The following is an 18,968-nucleotide window of genomic DNA, read 5'->3' on the forward strand; positions in this document are numbered from 1 at the left end:
AGAGAATGGTATCTACATTGAAAGGTCGATGAGCAATGGTGTCTAATTCCATAATTATTGGTAAATCCGACCTTTCTTCTGCTGTGTCCAAGCCCTCAAGGATCTCTTCTAAGAAGCAGACTTCTTTGCAATCTGGGGAACAGTCGGGCTCTTTCTCAGACCTTCTCATCGATAATGGATCTCCCATAACTTCGGCCGAAGTTGAAAAGAATGATGAGACGACATCGGGCGGGCAAAGTGGACAAGAGGACAATCCATCAGAAGACACTGGTGCCGCTAGTGACCAGGGTCAGTTTGTTCAGAGCGACAGCTTAAAAAAAATCAGCGCTTTGAAAGGGGCAGAGCCTACTTCAGCGAAGGTTTTGTCAAAAAAAACGGATACAGATGACACTCCAATGCGGGGTGCCAATTCAGGGTCAGACAATTCTTCTACATCTTTAACAGATGCAAGTGATGCCCCGAACGATGATAAGCAGATAACTTCCCAATCGATAACACCAGAATTGCTTGCTTCCCTGGCAAATGCGATCGCCGTTAGTTGCCAAGGGGAGCAAGGTCCCCAATATTGCGCGCATAGTCAGGATGAGGGTGGCAGCCAAAATTCTATTACGGATTCAGATGGCGAGGAATTGGCAATCCTCGGTAATTCGTCCCGTTCTGGCCAATCATCCTTCTTTGCCTTTGGTAGTGATCTTACCTTAATATCTAATTCTTTATCTGGTTCTGACGATACCTCTCTAATAGAAAAATCAATAAAGCCGTCCGGGAAAAGCGATGGAACGTTAGAAGCCTCAATAGATAAGAAAAATAATGATGAAAGTGGCGATGATATTACTTCAACGGTTTCTGAAGAATCTAAGTCAATTCCACAATCGGCAACAGATAGTCTTGATGATACCTCAATTCAATGGGGAAATATTTCACATGGCGATATCAGCAGCATCAGCAGCGGAACAAATTTAGTTGCAAATCCTCTGAATACTGCGACTGGGACGCCGACAAAACAGGTCCAAAATGATAATGTGGATAAAGTCCAAACTGATATAAGCTCACACCTTAATTCAACAGATGGTCTCGAACCTAGCCATTTAACAGCAAAAAGCGCCTCATTCACTTCTTCCGAGGACAAGCTAAGTCAAGACCGAAGTATCACAATCAAAGATGTCTCAGTCCAGCCGACAAAACATTCGGTGGCTAACGGTTTGTGGAGCAGAGGACATATATTCTCCTCCGATGTTGGTGATGAGATCAGTGATGCAAGTGATGAGGTGCAGTCGGATTATTCAGGCTCTCTGGCTACAAACGGCTCAGCATCAGGAATTGATCTTGCGGGGCAAGGCACTTCAGATATCCACCAATCGATATTAGCTAAGGCTAAAGCCGACACTGATAAGCTTGACGATTATTCGCCTCAATATGGGGGGAAGACCTCAGATGGTTCCACCTTACAAGCGGGTACAGCCGAAGGTTCCTCTGACATTTCTGGATCTACATTATCAAATGATTCACAGAGTGGAGAAGGGGGATATTCGAATGATCCTTCTGATAGGAAGGATGATCTGGCCGAGGTTGAACTGTCTGATAGCCAGCGCCACTCATCTGAGTCTACTATTTCTTCTGGCTTCATCAAAGAGATCGCTAATAACGGTGGCCCGGAGGGGGGAACCAGTAAAGATGCTTCTTCTGTGCGTGGAAGCCTAGGTTCAGGTAACGAGGATGATGATATAGATAATGGTCTATACGATATTTCAGGCAATTCTGTTTCAGTGAGTGGAAATTCCTTTGGAACGCGATCTTCACTATCTATGATTATTGAATCAAATGATTTTTCTCCTGTAAAAATTAGAGTGGAGAAAAAAGCGAATGGGGACGTATCATCAGTTACCCTCCAGGCTGATAGTCATGAAGCAACTGAGGCACTGAAAAGACATCATTCTGAGTTGTTGGACTCACTAAGCTTGGCGGGTCTTGATATAGCTGACATGAAAGTCGAAGTGGTTTCATCAAGTGAGAACTCCCATCTAAACGAGGAGGCTTTCCCCAATGATGCCGGCAGCGAAAGCTTCGGACGGAGGGGAAGTAGTGGAGGGGAAGGAGCTTCGGCCCAAGATGAAGAAAAAAATAGAGAGGAATGGCCTTCACGCGATAATTTAAGTGTGTCCAGTAGGTTGTTTGGTTCGCCTGCTGTTTTATCAGGTGAAGAGGCCGCCATCGCGGTGAGTCATAGATCTGGAAGAGTTAATATAACCGCCTGATCTTATGCTTATGGTTAATTTGTTTTTTTGTAAGCGGAGGCTTTAACGTGTCCACAACAGCGACAACTTCATCCACATCGCAACTTGCCTCACTTCTTCAGGCCTCTGAAAGCGCTGCCAAAACTGGTGCCACATCAATTTCAACTGCTGGCAGCTCTGGAACTAGCACAGCTTCAACTGCCTCCGCAGGTGCTTTTGCTTCCCTAGCTACCAATGAATCAAATTTTTTAACCCTTCTTACAACTCAATTAAAAAATCAGGATCCAAGTAGTCCGATGGATACGAATGCGATGACATCGGAACTGGCGACATTCGCGGGTGTTGAACAACAGGTGCAGACCAATCAAAACCTTGAATCATTGATTTCCTTGAATGAAGAGGGGCAACTTACCTCTGACAAAGCTTTGGTAGGTGAAAAGGCGTCTGCTTCCTCCTCAACGCTGCCTCTACAGTCAGGTAAGGCTTCATTGACCTTTACAGGAACATCGGGTGAGGTTGTGGCTATATCTGTAGCTAATGCTGCTGGTCAGGTTGTTAAGGATGACTTGGTATCAGCCTCGAATGGATCAAATACATGGTCCTGGGATGGCACAGACAATAGCGGTAATCAACTTTCCGATGGTGCGTATAGTGTAGCAGTTAAAACGATGAACTCGTCAGGTGTCACTTCTGATGTCAGTTTCGCAGTAAATGGCACCATTACCGGCATAACAAAAGGGTCAACAGACATGGAAGCAGAAATGGGGGAAGCTGAAGTCCCGCTCTCTTCCGTTTCATCGATCTCAGCTTCATCCTAAGGAAGTTATGAGTTGCCTTTGTCCCGGTAAGAATATCCAGGACACATATATTACTTTGCAGAAAGTAAATAATCGATGAATCCTAATCGCGGTATGAATGCCTACAAAAGCGCAGCGTCTCAGGCAATGAGTGATAGAGAAATGGATGCTCTGTGCTTCAGCAAACTTTTGGCGGAGCTCCAAGCCGTAGAGCACTCCAGTTCTGTACAGGCTAGAAATAATGCTATCCTGAAAAGTCAAAGATTGTGGGGTCTCCTACAAAAAGCGAATGCGGTTGATGCAGGGCGGATTCCTAATGAAGATAGGCTGTTATTTGTAAGGATGGCAGATCAGGCTCAGCGTTATGGAATTCGAGCAATACTGAATAAGGATCTTTCAATTAAACCCTTAATAATCTGTGCTCAAAATGTGCTTGATGGGCTATCCTACAAAGCACCTGAAGTTCATGAGGAAGTTGAGTCTGGTGGTGATTGTATAATGTAGGTGCATTTTTGAATGGAAGGCCCGATAGCCTTCCATTCTGAGATATCAGCAGCATTAGATGCGTAGCGTCTCTCGGTTGGCTCTAGTGCCGTTATTTTTCAGGAGAGACTGCATCCTTTAGAGCTTTTGCGGCAGTAAACTGAACCTTCGCTCCAGGAGGGATGATAATATCTTCTCCTGTGCGTGGATTGCGGCCCATGCGCTCTTTAGTGGGTTTTACGGAAAATTTCCCAAATCCGTGCACAGACACTTCGCCCTCGTCACTCGCCTGAGCAAGGGTTTCACGGATAGCATCGAAAGTTGCCTCTACCGCCGCTTTTGCCTCCTGTTCGGAGCAGGAAAGTTTTTTAGCGACGGTCTGGCAAAGTTCTTTTGTATTCATAAGAATCAGAAACCTTTTGGAAATTGTTAAATCTCTATAAGAGACAATTTCATAATCAAGGCCAATTGATAATTGTCAAGACATAACCATCAATAGCAGCAATGGAAATGTTTAATTAGGTGCAATTTCCGTATCAGATCAGATCGCTCTTAGGGTTTGTGTGAGCTCATGGAGTATGTCCATTACATCTCCTGGAACCCTTTGCCCTTTGCTCCACCAAACTTCTTCTGCATCAGAAATTAAGAACACACCCTTCTCAGCATCATATTCATAGTTAGCAGTTGTGCTCACGGCAAAGAAGCCTGGGTTGCCGGGGGCTAATGCATCTGAGATCTCAGGACAAGCCTGCATGATGAAGTCAGCGCATTCGGGGTGAACAGGTGGAGACAGATATAGCTTGGACATTGCTTCATCTGGGCCGCCTATAAAGGACACAAGGTCAGGCAACTTATCTCCACAAATATAACAACGACGGTTTGCCATCGCGCTTAGTCTGGCGCTGGCCGTGTGTAGATTGAGGGGTAAAATCGTCTTTGCTTCGGAAGCAAATGTAGGGAGAGGCATGCCATTTTCCATAATTGGAAGATGTCTCATGCGTTCAGGGATCGTTATTCCATTATATAAGAAGCTGGTCATGATCAAATTCTTCTAGTTCGCAATCCTTATGATGAAATGATTATATCATGGTGCTTGTTTTACGGGTATGGAACAATACAAGAACGTCCTATTTATATTCATCATATCCCTAAAAATTCGGCCCATTCTGCATCGTACTGCCGCCTTACCCTTTCTTCTCGGTGCCTGTTAAGAGATTAGGAGGAGGGTGGGTTATCCATTAAATGGGAACACCTACATCTTCTCGATGAGTAGACGTGATGTCATATCAACAAGAACATTAATAGACCCCTTAATTTCGTGCATCAGGGTTAGGTCATTAAGCCTAATTTGTGTCCCCCTAGCGAATTCCAATCTGGTTATTTGATCTGAAATGCAGAATTGTACGGCATTAAGCAATGAATGAAGGCACATGAATTCTGAGGAAATGTGCAATTCATCGCGGATTTTTTTTTCAACCTGCTTAAGCTCTGCGCTCAGAAAAAAAACAAGTCTTTTACTGTCTGCCCAGGAAGATCGTTTTACATGGTTCAATAAAGTTGCCGCTATCCGTATGGATTGAGGCATAGGAATCTCATGTTGGTGACTTTGCATGATATCTCTTCTAAAGACGTAAATTTAACACTCAAATTGTATAACCGTAAAATTATGAGATGGGAACAAGGCCAGAAGGCCTTGTTCAACTACAAAAGGCTTTATCATTTAGTGGTCTGTTATGTTTTGATGGCTTCTTTAGGATCTCGAATTCTTATGGTGAAGGTGCATCTTGTTCCCATATTTTTTTTATTTCCATTTCTTCCCGCATTTGCTGACGCTTTTCAAATCCATCATGCAGAATTTTTCCTGCTTCCCTCAATGCAGGAGCTATATCTTCCAATTTAATAAGGCCTTGTGGATAATCCATTCTACCGTTACGGAGTTGTATTGTGTTGATCTTAATATCAGTAGAGAACTTACGAACAACGCGATTGTTTTCATCCGAAAGAACTACAGCCACACTGGGCAAATTCCTGTCGTTGCTGAACTCCAACCAATTCGTTGGGTGATCAACTGTACCTATTGTCGCATTAATTGTTTCATTTAGAGCGATAATTTCCATTTGAGCTTGTTCAATCTTCCGTGGTGTTCCCACCATTGCCTTTGGGATGATCTTACAATCCACCCAACCGCTAAAAGTTAGAGATTCATTGTCAAATCTCGTTTTGCCGTTTTTTGTGTCAGTCGCAATAGCTGATGCCGATGCTACAGGGGTCGAACCATTTCTGATTACATTCCCCAAATTTGTCATCATCCGACGGTAGTCAGTTTCTTTGGGGCATTTGAAATGAAAGACACCCTCCGTCAAGGATGAGAGTTCTCTTTTTGTTATTTCCACCGGATCTGGGATATCAAGCATTCGTCCGAAATCCCAATTTGAAAGTCCGGTATAAGCGATATGGAGGAGCTTGTTGGGCATGGTTGTTGTTACGTATCCGACAATCATATTCTTTTCCTTGCCTGTGCGTTTACTTCTTTCCACATTTGTCCCCTTGTTCCCAACGGGAACAAGGTAATGGACTGCTGGCGGTATTTAACCGCCGGGTGTGGGGGCGGGAGCTTCTTCTGCAACAGTAGGCGCTTCGGCGACTTCAGGCCCTGAATGCGGATTTTTGGGTTTAAATCCAATGAATTTGCCAACAGTCTGCAATAGCTTGGTAAACATATTCCGCATTCTGTCCCGCATATTTTCTATCATGCCGGGTTCTTCTGGATCTTCAGCATTAAGCGTGTCCATAGCGGCGATAGGTTCGCGAATATCTCGATTGATCGTATCCATAATGCCAGTAAGGCATGCCTCCTGTTCAGGAGAGGACGGCTTGTTTTTTATGTGTTCTGACCATGCGGTAAAATCATTCATGTTAGTCGCAAGTCTTTCAATATCAACTTTCATGTCCTTGCGCATGCCATCGAGTTCACGGTCATTCGCCACACGTTGCATCTCTTCAGAAAGGGTCATCGTCCCATCTGAAGAGACAAACTGTGCCTGATCCACGCTCGGATCCTTTAGCATCTGGGCAATGCGATCCTCTGTCACATTATACTCTTCGGCATAATGCTTGAGTTGTCCTGCATATTCAGGGTATTTTTCGGAGACCGTCCTATTATATTCATTGGCTGCATATGCAATGCGATCCATCGATGAAAGCATCATCGTATAGTTTTCGAGAGCTCGTTCGACACGACGTTCTGCAAGTTTGCGTTTTAATCCCAGCCCACGAAATTGCGGCAGACGAAAATTAAGCATCTGAATATTAACTAGGGATCCGGGAGGAGTGGGCATGCCAGGCGTCTGCCCAGATATTTCTGGTGCGGTTGCTTGCAGCATCATTGTGCGCATCAAATTGATACGCTGCTGGAGACGTTGTTCAATCTGCTGACGAGCCCGCTCATCGGATACTCTTTCTGCAGAACTACCCGCCGGCGATGGGGAGTTAGGGGCGATTTGAGTTTCTGCAGTTTCTGCTTCTGGCGTTGTGATGGTTTGCGGATTTACTTCTTCATTGATCGCGGCCGAAGTCGGCGATTCAGCAACATGATCGGCTTGGGATTGTGAAACAGTCATATCATGATCTCCGCAATCACATCACAATTATAGAAAGACACTGTGATGTATCGATTAAAACGTCTTTGCGGAGGATTTTATCATATAGCGATGCAAGGGAGAGGAGGGGCTGAATGATGCTAACTTCAGCCTTACTCCATTCAAAATTAGATGGGTAAAAATTAAAGTACCCCTTTATTTAGACCATCCATTATTTTTTGCTTAAGATCATTCCTTTCCTTTCCAGGGGGAAGAACTCGCACTTCATCAGTATTCCATGCCAGTTGCTGACGTTTCTTGAGTATGCAATCTACAAGGGTCAATGCATCCTCATTCCCGCCCCATACAAAGGATTCATCTTTTCTCATCATATTGTCTGGTACGTCTACCATAGGCGGTATAAGGCCACATGTTAGACCATCTCTGATGAGGTCTTCGACATTTTCGGACGCGACAACACTATTCAGCCAACCAGGCCCATACATCGTGACCACATGCCCAAAATCATAGAGGCTTTTCGCCGCCTGATATCCCTCTACTTTGTCTTCAGCGAAGAGCCATGCTCCCCGCCAACTTGTGTTTGCTCGCGGTTCTCCAGGCATTTTCCGCCGGATATCGCCAGCACATGCCGCCCGCCAAATTGTTTCAGCGACCACTCCAGCAGACCAAGATCCGAAGCTTATTTTGGCATTTAGAAATTTCATAATTGGGTCAGGAAGAGTATCTGAAAGTTTTTTGTACTCTTTCCCCATCCAAACGCTTCTAACAGAAATCTTTTTATAGATCGTCAAGAGGGCTTTTAGTTCGGGTGCGGCTACCCAAGTTCGCATTACCTTCTTTCGATCAGTGGTATTTCCATATCCGTACATGCTTGCTGAATCGGGATCGCCATCATCTACCGCGATTTCAGCAACAAATGGGCGCGGTTGACTACAGAGCCAAGCGGCCAAGTTCCGCCGACCACCACTAGCCTCTTGTGGATTGATGAATTCAAATGGACCGACAGGCGTCATCCCGTTTAATAGTTTGCGAGCGTATGAAAGCCGCGGAGGCCGCAGTTTTATCATTGCTCCGCCTTTCGGGCCACGCACACCATTAGTCACTGTAAATCTTACGAACCCTTTATTGGCGGTGCATGTTTCAACAGCTTCGTCTTCTGGAAATTCAGCTTCAGGCAGGAATATTCCAACATCACCTTGCAATGTCGTATTGGTGAAAAATTCACTCATACGAAGCTGGGGATTGCATTTCGAAGCTATACCAAAAGTTAGTCGAGCGATCCTAGAAAACATCACTGACATGAGTACAGGAGTAAAAGTCTGAGGGGTGTTTTCAGGGTATCCCCACTCTCCCAGAATTTCCGTGGGCTTACACACCAGATATTCCGCGTGCCTTAGATTGCTTCTGGTTCTTCCTGCGCCACTAAAAAATGGGCCATAAGCTATGTTTGTCCAAAAAATAACATCACTTGGCATCTGGTGGATGTCATCAATACGTTTGACCTGTGTTCCTTCTATAGACATCCAGCCTGAAGAAGGGCTTTCGATGTCATCGAAAAGGACAGCGCCAAAACGCAGATCTTCCTGATTATGCAATCTTACTGGGGATGACCCGACCATAACAATTCTCACCATTCATAGATATTATATTATGACAAAATAAAATCTTCAAAGAAAGGGCCACTATGAGATGCCAAGGACATCTCTCATAATCTCTGACCAGGAATCAGCTTTTAATCCACTAGAGTAAGGGCCATTAGTCTTGGGATCTATCCATGCTCTAACGTGCTCTACCAATACATCTTTATCATTGGACATTTTCTTTCCAAGATTCATAAGACGAATACCGTTAAGGATCTCACCACGTGTCTCATAAATATCCGGTCTCTGGATCGCGATGTCCTGTAAAATGCTACCTAGCTCTTTAGGGTCTGAAGTTCCTATCAGTTTGGCAGCTTCAGCAGATCTATCCTGTAGGGCAGCCATCACACTTTCTGCAGCACTCAGTATTTCTCCTCCATCTGCGTAGGGTGCGATCTTTCTGTTGGGGGGAGTTCCCGGAGGAGAAAGTGGAGTTTCTGTGCAGGTGAAACGAGCCACAATGCAAGAGCGGATCAAATGATTAAGTGCGGCTTGAGAAATTTCAGGAAGCCAAATAAGAACGCTTTCCTTCATGTGGCCTGAAAGGCCAATATGCTGCACTGAATGGCACATGAAACAGGCGGTAACAAGGTTATCCAGTGTATTATTGTGGTGATCATCATCTTTATGATGAACTTCCTGGAATTTTCTTGAGAAGAAATTACAAAAACGGCACCGGTACCCGTCTCTTTGCAAAGCCTTTTCTCTTATTTTCTGAAATTCTCTATCTGCATGATCCTGATCTTGGTCATTCATGCGCCAATTTGCCGCTTTTACAGAAAGGATTAGTGGCAAAAGTGGCTGATCAGTTTTGCGCTTAGCCATAAATCACCTTGTCCAGTTGTCTAAAGTCTGGTGCTTTTAGTATTACACACCAGACTTTCCGAATTCTGTGATCAAGGCATAATCAACCTGCGGGTATGATGCCTTTTGTCGTAATAACTTCCCATGACTTGCCTGACATCTTGATCTGTTTGATAACACCTGCATCTGACCCAAGGTCATCGTTCAAATTTTTCATAACTGTGCCACCGGGGGTTCGAATAAATACAGATGACGGGTTGTCCCCTTCCGACACACCTATCAAAAGATATCCGCGAAGTGCATGCAAGGCCATTTTCTTGTTTTGTGCATCATGCTTCTTGCTTTTATGGGGAGTGGTTATGACTGGAGTGTCATCATCTGATGCACTATCGTCATCTGATTTGTGTAAGTTGGAGGCTTTTTTAGGCTGAAGGATAGCATCTTTCAGTGAGGCCATGCTGGCTTCCTCATCATTTAGCCGGCCATTTATCGCGTCCAATTTGCCATTTACACTGGAAATCCCGTCATTGTTGGCTGCATTTTTGGACTTCTCTTCCAAGGACGCGATTTTTTTATTCAGGTCATCCAAATGCTCCAAAACAGTATTGAGTTTGTTCATTACTTCCTGATTGCTGGGCTGCTGTGCGGAAGCAATCTTGGCGGGGATTTGATCAGGATCAGACGGCCCTTGCGCGCTTCCTAACCCTCCGGCAGAAGGGATGGGAGGATGAATACGTCTTGTATTTGTTGGGAAAGCCTCAGGGGCTTCCGAGCCGGGCATTTCTTGAGCCCGTTGAGATAAGGGGATATCTGAAGGGCTTGTGCCGGCAACGTCAACTGTACCCATGGTGTTATTTGGAACAGAGTTGCGTGCAGAGGAAGTGGTTCGACGTCTTCCCCGTGGTGCGGGAATGCTTTCCTGACTATCAGATTGCTCTAACTGAGGATTAGCCTCCGCAGGAGTATCGCCATCGCCAAAAGCTGCCCGATCTTGATCTGGAATAGGTTGTTTGTGTTGGGTGCGAGAGGCGAGATGTGGCCGGGGCGATTTATGGGCTACTGTCGGAGCCGGATCTTCTCCACCCATTATCATATGATACCCTTTGGCTGCGTATCCTGACCACCACAAACCAGATGCAAGGATTGCTGCCGCAACAGCAATATAGACTATTTTCTTATTTTTTTTGTCGATGTCGTCTTCGCCATCCTCATATTCATTATCGTCGTCATCTCTGCTCGATTTATTGGAGCGACGACGTCGCCTTGTAACAACCTCTTCCGTTATCTCATCTTCCACTTCATCAGGCCCCATATCATCATGGTGGCGATCTTGTGCCCCCTGATTCAGCTCGTCTTCGTCACCCGGCAGATCTTCATTAAAGCCTCTGTTCTTAGGGTTCTTGCTCATTTTATTGATCTCCACCAAGGAAAAGTAGGGCGAATGGTGTCTGTGACTTGACTTTTATCGTATCCCGCAGGTTGCCATATTTACTTTGGAACTGGCTGGAAAGCTGATTTGCGCCTTGCCCAAACCCATAAAGCAACTGGTCGGTAGTGCTGAGTTTGGCGTTTGAGAGTGTTGTGCCACCAACCCCATATGTTGCCGTTGAGCCAGAACTTTCTGCCGCCTGACCCAGTCCTTGTAGGAAGCCAGAAGCAAAAGAGACGGCGAAGGTTTCAAGCATGTGACGATCTATGCTTGTCGCCATAGCAGGGCTGAGATCTTTTTCATTTAGAGCTACCGCATTGATTGATATCGGCTTGGCTTTTTTGACGCCATTTTCATTAGTGTAGGGAACGGTCATGGTTTTGAATTTGATCATGACCCCTTCACGAGTAAAATCGAAGGAGCCAAGAATTCTTGATCCGTTAAATGCCCCTTGTCTAATTTCTCCGATAACGACACCTGGCGTATCACTGTTCACAGCGCCGAGGAGTACAGCATAAACCATCGTCCCAGGTGCTGGCAGTTCGAATTCAGTGGAATTATCGCTATTAGGATTATCTGTTTGGCCGTTACCGTTAGATGGGTGATCGGCGAGAGATTTTGAGTGGCCTTCTGCCCAAGGATCGCTTCCTTGTTCATCATGCCAACGGCCATTCAAGTCGAGATAATGCCCATCTCCCACTCCTCTTCCAGAAGATGTAGTCGTCCCTTCTTTACCTGAGATACCTCCTTTGCTTCCAGAGGATCCGTCAGAATGGTGATCCTCAAATGAAACTGTGGTGATGGAAGGGAATTTGGATTTTTGTAGGAGGGATGCTTGATGCTCGTACGCCTTGAGCAGGTCAGGATCGAGTTGGTGTTTGACCTGGACATTGGCATTTGAAGCCAAATTCTTCTTCTGCATCGGAACGCCAGGAGACTCATCGGGCATAGGCATTTCGGGAAGTTTGGCTTTGCTCGGATCTTCAGAGGGCGTTTCATCTTTATCCGAAGGCAAATGCGCGGGTAGGGCCTGTGCCGTATCGATAGGTGGGAGAACAGGTGGCGTTTCACTTCCACCAGTACTCATTGCATTTTTCACTTCTAATCTTGTTTGCTCATGAGAAAGCCTGGCGTCCTCCGGCGTCATAGATTTGCGCCGCCCGCTTTCCTTGATACTGGCTACTTGTCTTGTGCTGGATTCCTCGTCAGATTTGACCTGTTCATTATGGACATGGCCACTCTCGAAATGGCTATATCCAAGCACAACAGCCCCAAAAGCAATGCCTATAGCCGTTATTTTAATACCGACTTTGTCCTGCATAAAGCGCTGGGCAAATGACTTTTTTTCTTCATTTTCTTCCGTCATGAGATTTGCCCTATTGCATATTGATATCTAGATCGACGTAGACACTTCTGCCGTCTATTAGGAATTCCAGAATGGGAGATCCCTGCAGGGTGTTCTCATCAATTTCATAGACACGGTCGCCTTCAGGACTTTTTTGATCATCAATCCAATCTGGATCGACCATTTGGAGGCGAGAGCGGACATAAATCCCGTGCTTGTAGCGCCAGGCCTCGACTTCTGGATTATTTGTTTTGATGCTGACAGCACCTTTAGGTGGCAAGTCATCGACAAAATCATTCATCGTTTTATCATTGGTTGGCTGCAGGGATGAGCCCTCTGTTATATTTTCCTGAGCGTTCGGCCCTCTGCCTCTAATCCGAATATCTTTTCTGTAATCAACAACCCCGCTTCCGCAAACGACTGAAAATATTACAGGAACGGGAAGTCCTTCTAGAGTGACTACTAGGTTTCCGTATCCATAATTAGCCTTGGGGGCGATCACCGCCATGTTGGTTTTCCCAACTTGCCCTGCCTTCGAAGAAGTAAAAGCATCAGAATTCCCAGACGTAACTGAGGTGATCGGCCAGGGTGCGCCTGTTTGGTCATAGAACGTTAAGACAGTCGCATTTCCAGCAGCCAGACCAATTCTTGGAGATGCTTCTCCGGGTTTAAGGCTCAGAGATATAGTTCCAGAGTGAGGGGTGGGGATCACACCATTTGCTGGTTCTGATTGGACCCTCTCCACCGTATCCATATGTGAACGCTCTTTTCTAATTTGATCGGCATTCATAGGGGCGAGTTGCTTTATTGTCTTTTCAAAAGCTTCCTCATCTGGAGTGCCTTTGGGGCCATCATTGCCATAGTCTGATGGTGGATTTGCGTACATTTTCTGTGGTGATGAAGCTCCGTAAGCATTCTCCGTACTGCCATCAACAGCGGGAGGCAGTCCGGCATGGCCTATTCTCCCTGCGCCCGGCACATCTCCATCGGTTTCAGCATCACCTTCTCGGCCCCCCTCCGACATTCGGCCGGGAACAGGGGGGTGTTCTAAAGGATTCAAGTGATGTGCTGGTCGCCTTGTGCTGTTCGGAACCATATTTTGTTCTTTGCCTTCCAAAGGTGCGGAAGGCGTTAGAACTGGTGGGGAAGGCGTAGGATCTTCAGGGTGAATGGCGCTATCTTTGTCAGCTTCTGAAGGTGTAGGAGACGGTGATGTCGCCACTCTTGCAGATACTGGAGAAACCGGTGAGGCCGGTAGAAAGCCATCAGGAAGATCTTCTGCGTGCAAGGACAAAGGCAGCATAAGACCCACTGCTATAAGCCTGCTCACTGTGTGGCGCTGACGAAGATATTTGTTCAACACACATTGAACGTTATTATAGAGGCTTGTCATATAGACAAAGATCCTGCGACTGAGTCCAAGATATAGATTATTTTAGCACAACTGGCCTTTGTGGAAGGCTGTGCCCTTCTAAAATAATCCCCTGGATAGATATCAATCTGTAATCGCATCCAATCCAATTCCATATGCCAGGAATTTAACCATTCAAGGCAATGTTATGGTCTGACTGATAAGGTTTCGAGAAAAAAATCCCGAACCTTAGATTAAAAGTGAATATTAAGGCCTTTTACAATGAAAATGGCCTTGTCTTTTTTGAGATCAAAAGCTGTTTCGGGGCGGCAAAACAAGATTACTGAGTAACAATCTGCGCTATAGCCAGACCTCTGCCATTTTCATTCTCCGTGTCGCTCTCTCTCACTACGAGGACACTGACAATGTAATTTTGAGACGAACTGCGTTCGTGGATTCCTGATGCGAATGTTACCGTGATTCCGAGTTGTAAATTGTAAGCATAGCGCCCATCGCGCACCCCACGATCAACAAGCACTACAGCCTTCGTGGGGACGGCAGAAGTAATGTAATTATTTTCAATAACAGGTTCGATAAAGTGCTTTTCGTAGTCCTTTCTAAAAGACTTCCATCCAGCTAACGAAAAGTTTTCTTGGTCGCTATTTAGTTGGTCTCTCCAATGCACGTAATCTTTTGTGTAAAGCGAAATCACAGCAGATGTCACCCATTGATAGAGGGCATCTTTAGTCATGATTGGTTGGTCCAGTGGGACTAGAGCCGTAATTTTCCCTCGTGGATCGGTGGCGAAATAGCGGATGATAGGAGGCCTGGTAGCTGTGTAGACCAGAGCTGCAATGAGGGCGAGAATTACCCCGGCTTCAGCCACGGCAATGCGCGTTACATTGATAAGGGCCGTCGTGTCTCCATAATTTCTGGACATAAGCGTAGCAAGGGTTGAGCGCGCCCATTCTGCTGCTTTCGATGTAGATTTAGGACGTTTGCCTCGTGCCTGCTTTGTTTTCTTACTTTCAGACATTAAGCTAACCCTTACTCACAACTTTATGTTAATATGTGGACTACCGCAAACAGTGCGGTTTTCAATTTCACAGAAAGTAAAACGAATGGATATGGATAAGTCCATAATTAAACAAATTGGACTGGCCTTATTCTGATCGTTATGGTTATCCATGGTAAAAATTCCATGAAGGCTAATTAAGGCTTTCTGAAGTTTACCCCGATAGTCGGCAGGGATGGTGGTATGACTGATACGCGAAAGGATAGGCTTTCCGTGGAAGATAGAGCAACTGATATGTCGACCACGGATAATTCTCCCTTTCCATTATCAAATGATGTGCAGCATATCATGACAGAAAAAGATCAGTATTTTATGGGCCATGATCTCTCTCTTCAGGATGTAGAGAGAATGCTTGCCAATGAGTCTTATGGGAAGAATTTAGACAATACTGATGCTGCAGGTGTTGGAGTTATTCAGCCCCCTCCGACAGGCGTATCCTCTGCACAACCGATGGGAAAGCCCGCAATAAGTGGCAACGACTTTTCTGGCCTTGATGAGATAATGCGATTTCTTCCTGAAGATGCATCATCAAGCGTACGTAGCGCAGTAGAGGCAGCTCGCTCTGGAAACATGAAACTCAATAACCGCGTGAAGGTTATTGATCTTAACGAGCAAATGCCAACACAGGCCCATGTGCCTGTGGCTGATCAGCATGAAATTTCACCAGCCCCAAAGGATGCCGAATTAGAGGTGGCGCCTGACAGTCTCTTAAGTTCCATAAAAAGTCGGACTGAAGGATTGGGTGACAGGGGTGATTTGAATTCTTCGAAAGCTGTATCAGGTGCAAGTTCATCAGCAGCAGTTCAATCTAGCGCACAGATCCCTGCACCTACGAAAATATTGACAAAAGGGAAGGAGCCTAAGCCGGAGGGCGATCAACCTTCAACTGGCGCCACATCCACTATCTCTCGACCGGCGGGTAGCCTAACAAAGCCACCATCTCCATCGTCACAAATCACTCGAATAACACCCGGCAAAGCCACGATTAAACTCGTTGGGGCGTCACCTAGAAAAGAGCCATCCCCTTCATCTGCTCCCGATCCTCAAAGTCCACTCAGCGGGGCACCAAAACTGCCCAATGGAAGGCCCAAAATCTATCCCATGAGGCTCGTAGCAAGGAGTGGGGGGATAAATGTTTATTTTGACCCTAAAAAATCTACTGAGCCGCCTGCCAATATAAAAGTTGAAGATGATAAAGTCATTGTCCGACCCGTATCCCTTCCTGAAGGTCAACAGGGAAAGGGATACGTGCGGCATCCATCCATGCAGAAGCAATCTAGCCCTTCCAAGGTTCAAAGCGAGACAGAACCTTCGGTTGTAATCGGAGGGGGGGCTGCGCAGCCTCCCATTCCTAAAGAAGGCATAGAGATGCCTCCTACTGTGCCATCGCCGCAAATGGGGGTTGGTGCGCCTTTAAAGGGGGCGGGGCAAAAGAATGACCTCGCTGCCAATCCCAAAGCGTCACCAGATCACGGCCCTAAGGCAGCTCAATCTGCCCAGTCGATGGGGTTAAGCCTCAAACCTCATCAAGACACCTCCAGCACTGTGCAGAGGGCATTGTTGGTTCGGGAATGCGAAAATGCGCAAGGAGTTCAGACTAACAAGAAAAGAAAATTAAAAGAAAATGCTGATATCGCTGAAAAGCCAAAAATGTCAAAAGCGAGCACGATAAGAGTAAGGGAGATTGAGGATGATGAAGATGTAATTGGCGAAGCAGAGATATCCATCAAAGAGAGGGTGGTAATCCCCAATCACCAGAAAGCCAAGAAATCCTCTTCGCATAAAGGTGGCGGAGGTAAGCAGCGAAATGGCGGTTTGGTTGGAGAAATCATTCCTCCCTCATGGCTCAATTCATATGGGCTGAAGAAGAAAAAGCATAAAAAGGCATCACCACTCCAGTCTAGATCACAAAAAAAATTACTTCTTATCTGTATGGGCCTCTGCGGACTTGCCGTAATAACAAAGACTTTCTGGGGCCAGCATCAGTCGTTACCGGTATCTTCTATTCCTCAAAAACCCATCACTGATGAACACGATGATTTGCCAGTAGTAGACACCCCGGTATCTTCTATTCCTCAAAAAGCTATCACTGATGAATACGATGATCGGCCAGCAGTAGACCCCAACGAGGAATTTGAGGGGGGTAAGGGTGGGAGCGTGAACCAGAAGCTTGCCGCTAATCGTCCTGTCTCTAACACCGGCAATCATATTAAAGGCGCTGATATCCCAAATGCCGCCCATACCCAAAATCAGGATACGCCTTCAAAATTACAGCACTCTCAACCGATCGTTAATGGTACAGGTGATTCGATAGAAAAAATTTGGGAAGATGGTGAGGCAGAGGCCAACAAGGCCAACAAAATCCAATCGCAGATGGATAAAACGGATAAAACTGCGCCCAAAGACGATATCCATCCTGTTGATAGAATAGCCTCTACCCCTCAACTCCCTAAGGGAATGGTTCCAGCAGCAGAAGTGGACAGCCTTCAGTCATCAAGCAAAACTGCGCAAGGGGGGGCTAGAATGGCGAAATTTGATGATGTGAAAATGTATATGCCGAGTAATGGTGTGTACGGGGATTTGGAAGGTCTAGGGATCGATACTGACAACCTGGACGCTTATAACTCTACTGCGAAAGAACAGGATACTCCTGTCATACTGCCCAATCAAATTAAGCAGCCAAAGTCTGAGGGCGTGGTATCGGCAGGAAAGAATAAAGGCACCAAACATTCTTCTCACACGTAGTTTCGGCCTTGACCGAAAAGTGTTCAATATCCTTAAGCGTTCGCAAGGTGTAAATCATGGCCAACAGAATTCTTTTTTCGATACCAGTTCATGAGCGCCCAGATATCATTCGAGATCAGGCTATAAACATCCTGAAATTCTGTCCCAGTTCGGTTGTCGTTATGCACCTATCTAAAGGTGTGAACAATGATGACGATCTTGCTTTATTCAAAAAGGCTATTGAGGGGTTAGATGGTGTTATTTTAAACGCCGATGAAGGTAATAGGGTTGATACGGGTGACGGTCATAGTGGTATCTTTCAGGCACACTATGCAAATTATCTGCTGGCCGAGAAGTTGGGGATCGATTTTTCTACGATTTGCTTATTATCCTCCAATGAGCTTCTGATTAAGTCAGGTCTGGAAGATTATACGGCCCAACATCACATCGGCTGTCAGACTGTCTTGTCGGATCCGACATCTAATTGGCATCTTTTCAACAGGGATTTGTTGAGCAGATTGCAAAGTGTTGGCTTTCTGGATGATCTTGAAATTTCTCAATTTTATTTTGGAGGGCAAGCGGAGGGGCAATTCTATAGGAAAGACGTATTTAAGAAAATAGCGACCATATTTCGGAATTTCTTCCCTCGATCAAGGCCTGCAGGTTTTGAGACAGAAGAGGTGATACCACCTACCATCGTGGCCAATTTAACTGTGGATGGGGGCAAGGAAATGATGCCTGTACCACCCATCACTTTGTGTGATTACTGCCATGATCTGTCCATCACCCCCAAGTTGATTGAAAAAATCCGATCGGGATGGGGAGTGATCTATGCCCCCAAAAAAAATGGCATGCTTGTATCCCCTCATATCGGTTGGCCCTCATTCCAGACGATATTCAGCGTAAAAAGGGTGCCGAGAGAAGAGTGTGAAATCAGGAGTTTCATTCGCTCACTTGCCCCCTAACACTGGCTACTGAAAAGACGAAAACCGATATTGTTTTGGGGATATTATCAGGCCTTGTGCGTCCACTTTATGCCGATATGAGCATAAAGTGGATTTCCTTTATGGACACTAATGCATCAGAGGTGATACATTTACACGCATTAAACGTTCAATCTTTAAGACATAAGGTATTTGCAGTATGCCAGCTCCACAACCACCCTCAGTCGCTGTTATTGGTGCGGTGAAAGCGCTTGGTGAAAATATTCGAGCAGCTCGCCTTCTCCGAGGCATCTCGCAGCAAGAGATCGCCGATCAGGCGAATACCACAAGAGGCACTTTGGGACGAATAGAGGGAGGCGACGTGAATGTCGGTATCGGCCTCTATGCGGCTGTCATGCATGCGTTGGGGATAGTAGAAAACCTGCCACTTGCTGCTGACATCCAAAATGATCGAGGACTTCAAGTTGAGGTTTTGGGCAGGGTCCCAGATAGGGCACCTCGGCGTGATGCGAGAAAAAAGAATCGTCTTTTTTAAGGCGATTG

General features: G+C 45.8%; 16 protein-coding genes. 6 read left to right on the forward strand and 10 right to left on the reverse strand.

Going from position 1 to position 18,968, the window contains the following annotated elements:
• Window positions 1–35: 35 nt before the first annotated feature.
• The 3 genes from FCN51_RS00430 to FCN51_RS00440 all read left to right on the forward strand — a co-directional run bounded on the left by FCN51_RS00430 (window position 36) and on the right by FCN51_RS00440 (window position 3,535).
• Entirely contained in the window at window positions 36–2,255 is a 2,220-nt protein-coding gene (locus tag FCN51_RS00430; RefSeq protein WP_160255998.1) for a flagellar hook-length control protein FliK, read from the forward strand.
• A gap of 47 nt (window positions 2,256–2,302) precedes the next feature.
• Window positions 2,303–3,052, forward strand: coding sequence for a flagellar hook assembly protein FlgD (locus tag FCN51_RS00435; protein WP_160255999.1), 750 nt, complete (start codon window positions 2,303–2,305; stop codon window positions 3,050–3,052).
• Window positions 3,053–3,127: 75 nt separating this feature from the next.
• Window positions 3,128–3,535, forward strand: coding sequence for a flagellar biosynthesis regulator FlaF (locus FCN51_RS00440; RefSeq protein WP_124298006.1), 408 nt, complete (start codon window positions 3,128–3,130; stop codon window positions 3,533–3,535).
• A 91-nt stretch (window positions 3,536–3,626) separates the two neighbouring features.
• On the opposite strand, the gene FCN51_RS00445 is transcribed toward FCN51_RS00440, so the two are convergent.
• From FCN51_RS00445 to FCN51_RS00490, 10 genes are all read right to left on the reverse strand, one after another.
• Window positions 3,627–3,917: an HU family DNA-binding protein gene (locus FCN51_RS00445; RefSeq protein WP_160256000.1), complete on the reverse strand. Its 291-nt coding sequence runs from the start codon at window positions 3,915–3,917 to the stop codon at window positions 3,627–3,629.
• A 138-nt stretch (window positions 3,918–4,055) separates the two neighbouring features.
• Window positions 4,056–4,553: a hypothetical protein gene (locus tag FCN51_RS00450; protein ID WP_160256001.1), complete on the reverse strand. Its 498-nt coding sequence runs from the start codon at window positions 4,551–4,553 to the stop codon at window positions 4,056–4,058.
• Between the two features lie 727 nt (window positions 4,554–5,280).
• Window positions 5,281–6,051 (reverse strand): hypothetical protein, encoded by a 771-nt coding sequence (locus tag FCN51_RS00455; RefSeq protein ID WP_160256002.1) that lies wholly within the window; start codon window positions 6,049–6,051, stop codon window positions 5,281–5,283.
• 51 nt (window positions 6,052–6,102) lie between these two features.
• Window positions 6,103–7,134, reverse strand: coding sequence for a hypothetical protein (locus FCN51_RS00460; protein WP_160256003.1), 1,032 nt, complete (start codon window positions 7,132–7,134; stop codon window positions 6,103–6,105).
• Between the two features lie 161 nt (window positions 7,135–7,295).
• Complete coding sequence (locus tag FCN51_RS00465) at window positions 7,296–8,708, reverse strand: hypothetical protein (protein WP_124296435.1); 1,413 nt, start codon at window positions 8,706–8,708, stop codon at window positions 7,296–7,298.
• An 87-nt stretch (window positions 8,709–8,795) separates the two neighbouring features.
• The gene (locus tag FCN51_RS00470) at window positions 8,796–9,578 is read right to left on the reverse strand and encodes an HNH endonuclease (RefSeq protein WP_160256004.1); all 783 of its coding nucleotides are present in this window, start codon (window positions 9,576–9,578) and stop codon (window positions 8,796–8,798) included.
• Between the two features lie 82 nt (window positions 9,579–9,660).
• Window positions 9,661–10,965, reverse strand: coding sequence for a hypothetical protein (locus FCN51_RS00475; protein WP_160256005.1), 1,305 nt, complete (start codon window positions 10,963–10,965; stop codon window positions 9,661–9,663).
• A gap of 1 nt (window position 10,966) precedes the next feature.
• A complete protein-coding gene (locus FCN51_RS00480; RefSeq protein WP_160256006.1) occupies window positions 10,967–12,352 on the reverse strand; it encodes a DotG/IcmE/VirB10 family protein in 1,386 nt (461 codons plus the stop codon).
• Between the two features lie 10 nt (window positions 12,353–12,362).
• Window positions 12,363–13,724 carry a DotH/IcmK family type IV secretion protein gene (locus tag FCN51_RS00485; protein WP_160256007.1) on the reverse strand — a complete coding sequence of 454 codons (1,362 nt, stop codon included), beginning with the start codon at window positions 13,722–13,724 and terminating at the stop codon, window positions 12,363–12,365.
• A 298-nt stretch (window positions 13,725–14,022) separates the two neighbouring features.
• The gene (locus FCN51_RS00490) at window positions 14,023–14,718 is read right to left on the reverse strand and encodes a DotI/IcmL/TraM family protein (protein WP_160256008.1); all 696 of its coding nucleotides are present in this window, start codon (window positions 14,716–14,718) and stop codon (window positions 14,023–14,025) included.
• Window positions 14,719–14,940: 222 nt separating this feature from the next.
• On the opposite strand from FCN51_RS00490, the gene FCN51_RS00495 reads away from it, so the two are divergent.
• The 3 genes from FCN51_RS00495 (at window position 14,941) to FCN51_RS00505 (ending at window position 18,960) form a co-directional block, all read left to right on the forward strand.
• Window positions 14,941–17,502 (forward strand): hypothetical protein, encoded by a 2,562-nt coding sequence (locus tag FCN51_RS00495; protein ID WP_160256009.1) that lies wholly within the window; start codon window positions 14,941–14,943, stop codon window positions 17,500–17,502.
• Window positions 17,503–17,558: 56 nt separating this feature from the next.
• Complete coding sequence (locus tag FCN51_RS00500) at window positions 17,559–18,446, forward strand: hypothetical protein (RefSeq protein WP_160256010.1); 888 nt, start codon at window positions 17,559–17,561, stop codon at window positions 18,444–18,446.
• 178 nt (window positions 18,447–18,624) lie between these two features.
• Complete coding sequence (locus FCN51_RS00505) at window positions 18,625–18,960, forward strand: helix-turn-helix domain-containing protein (RefSeq protein ID WP_099542142.1); 336 nt, start codon at window positions 18,625–18,627, stop codon at window positions 18,958–18,960.
• The last annotated feature ends 8 nt before the right edge of the window (window positions 18,961–18,968 follow it).

Origin of the sequence: Acetobacter pasteurianus (assembly GCF_009914215.2) — a bacterium.
Lineage (GTDB): Bacteria > Pseudomonadota > Alphaproteobacteria > Acetobacterales > Acetobacteraceae > Acetobacter > Acetobacter pasteurianus.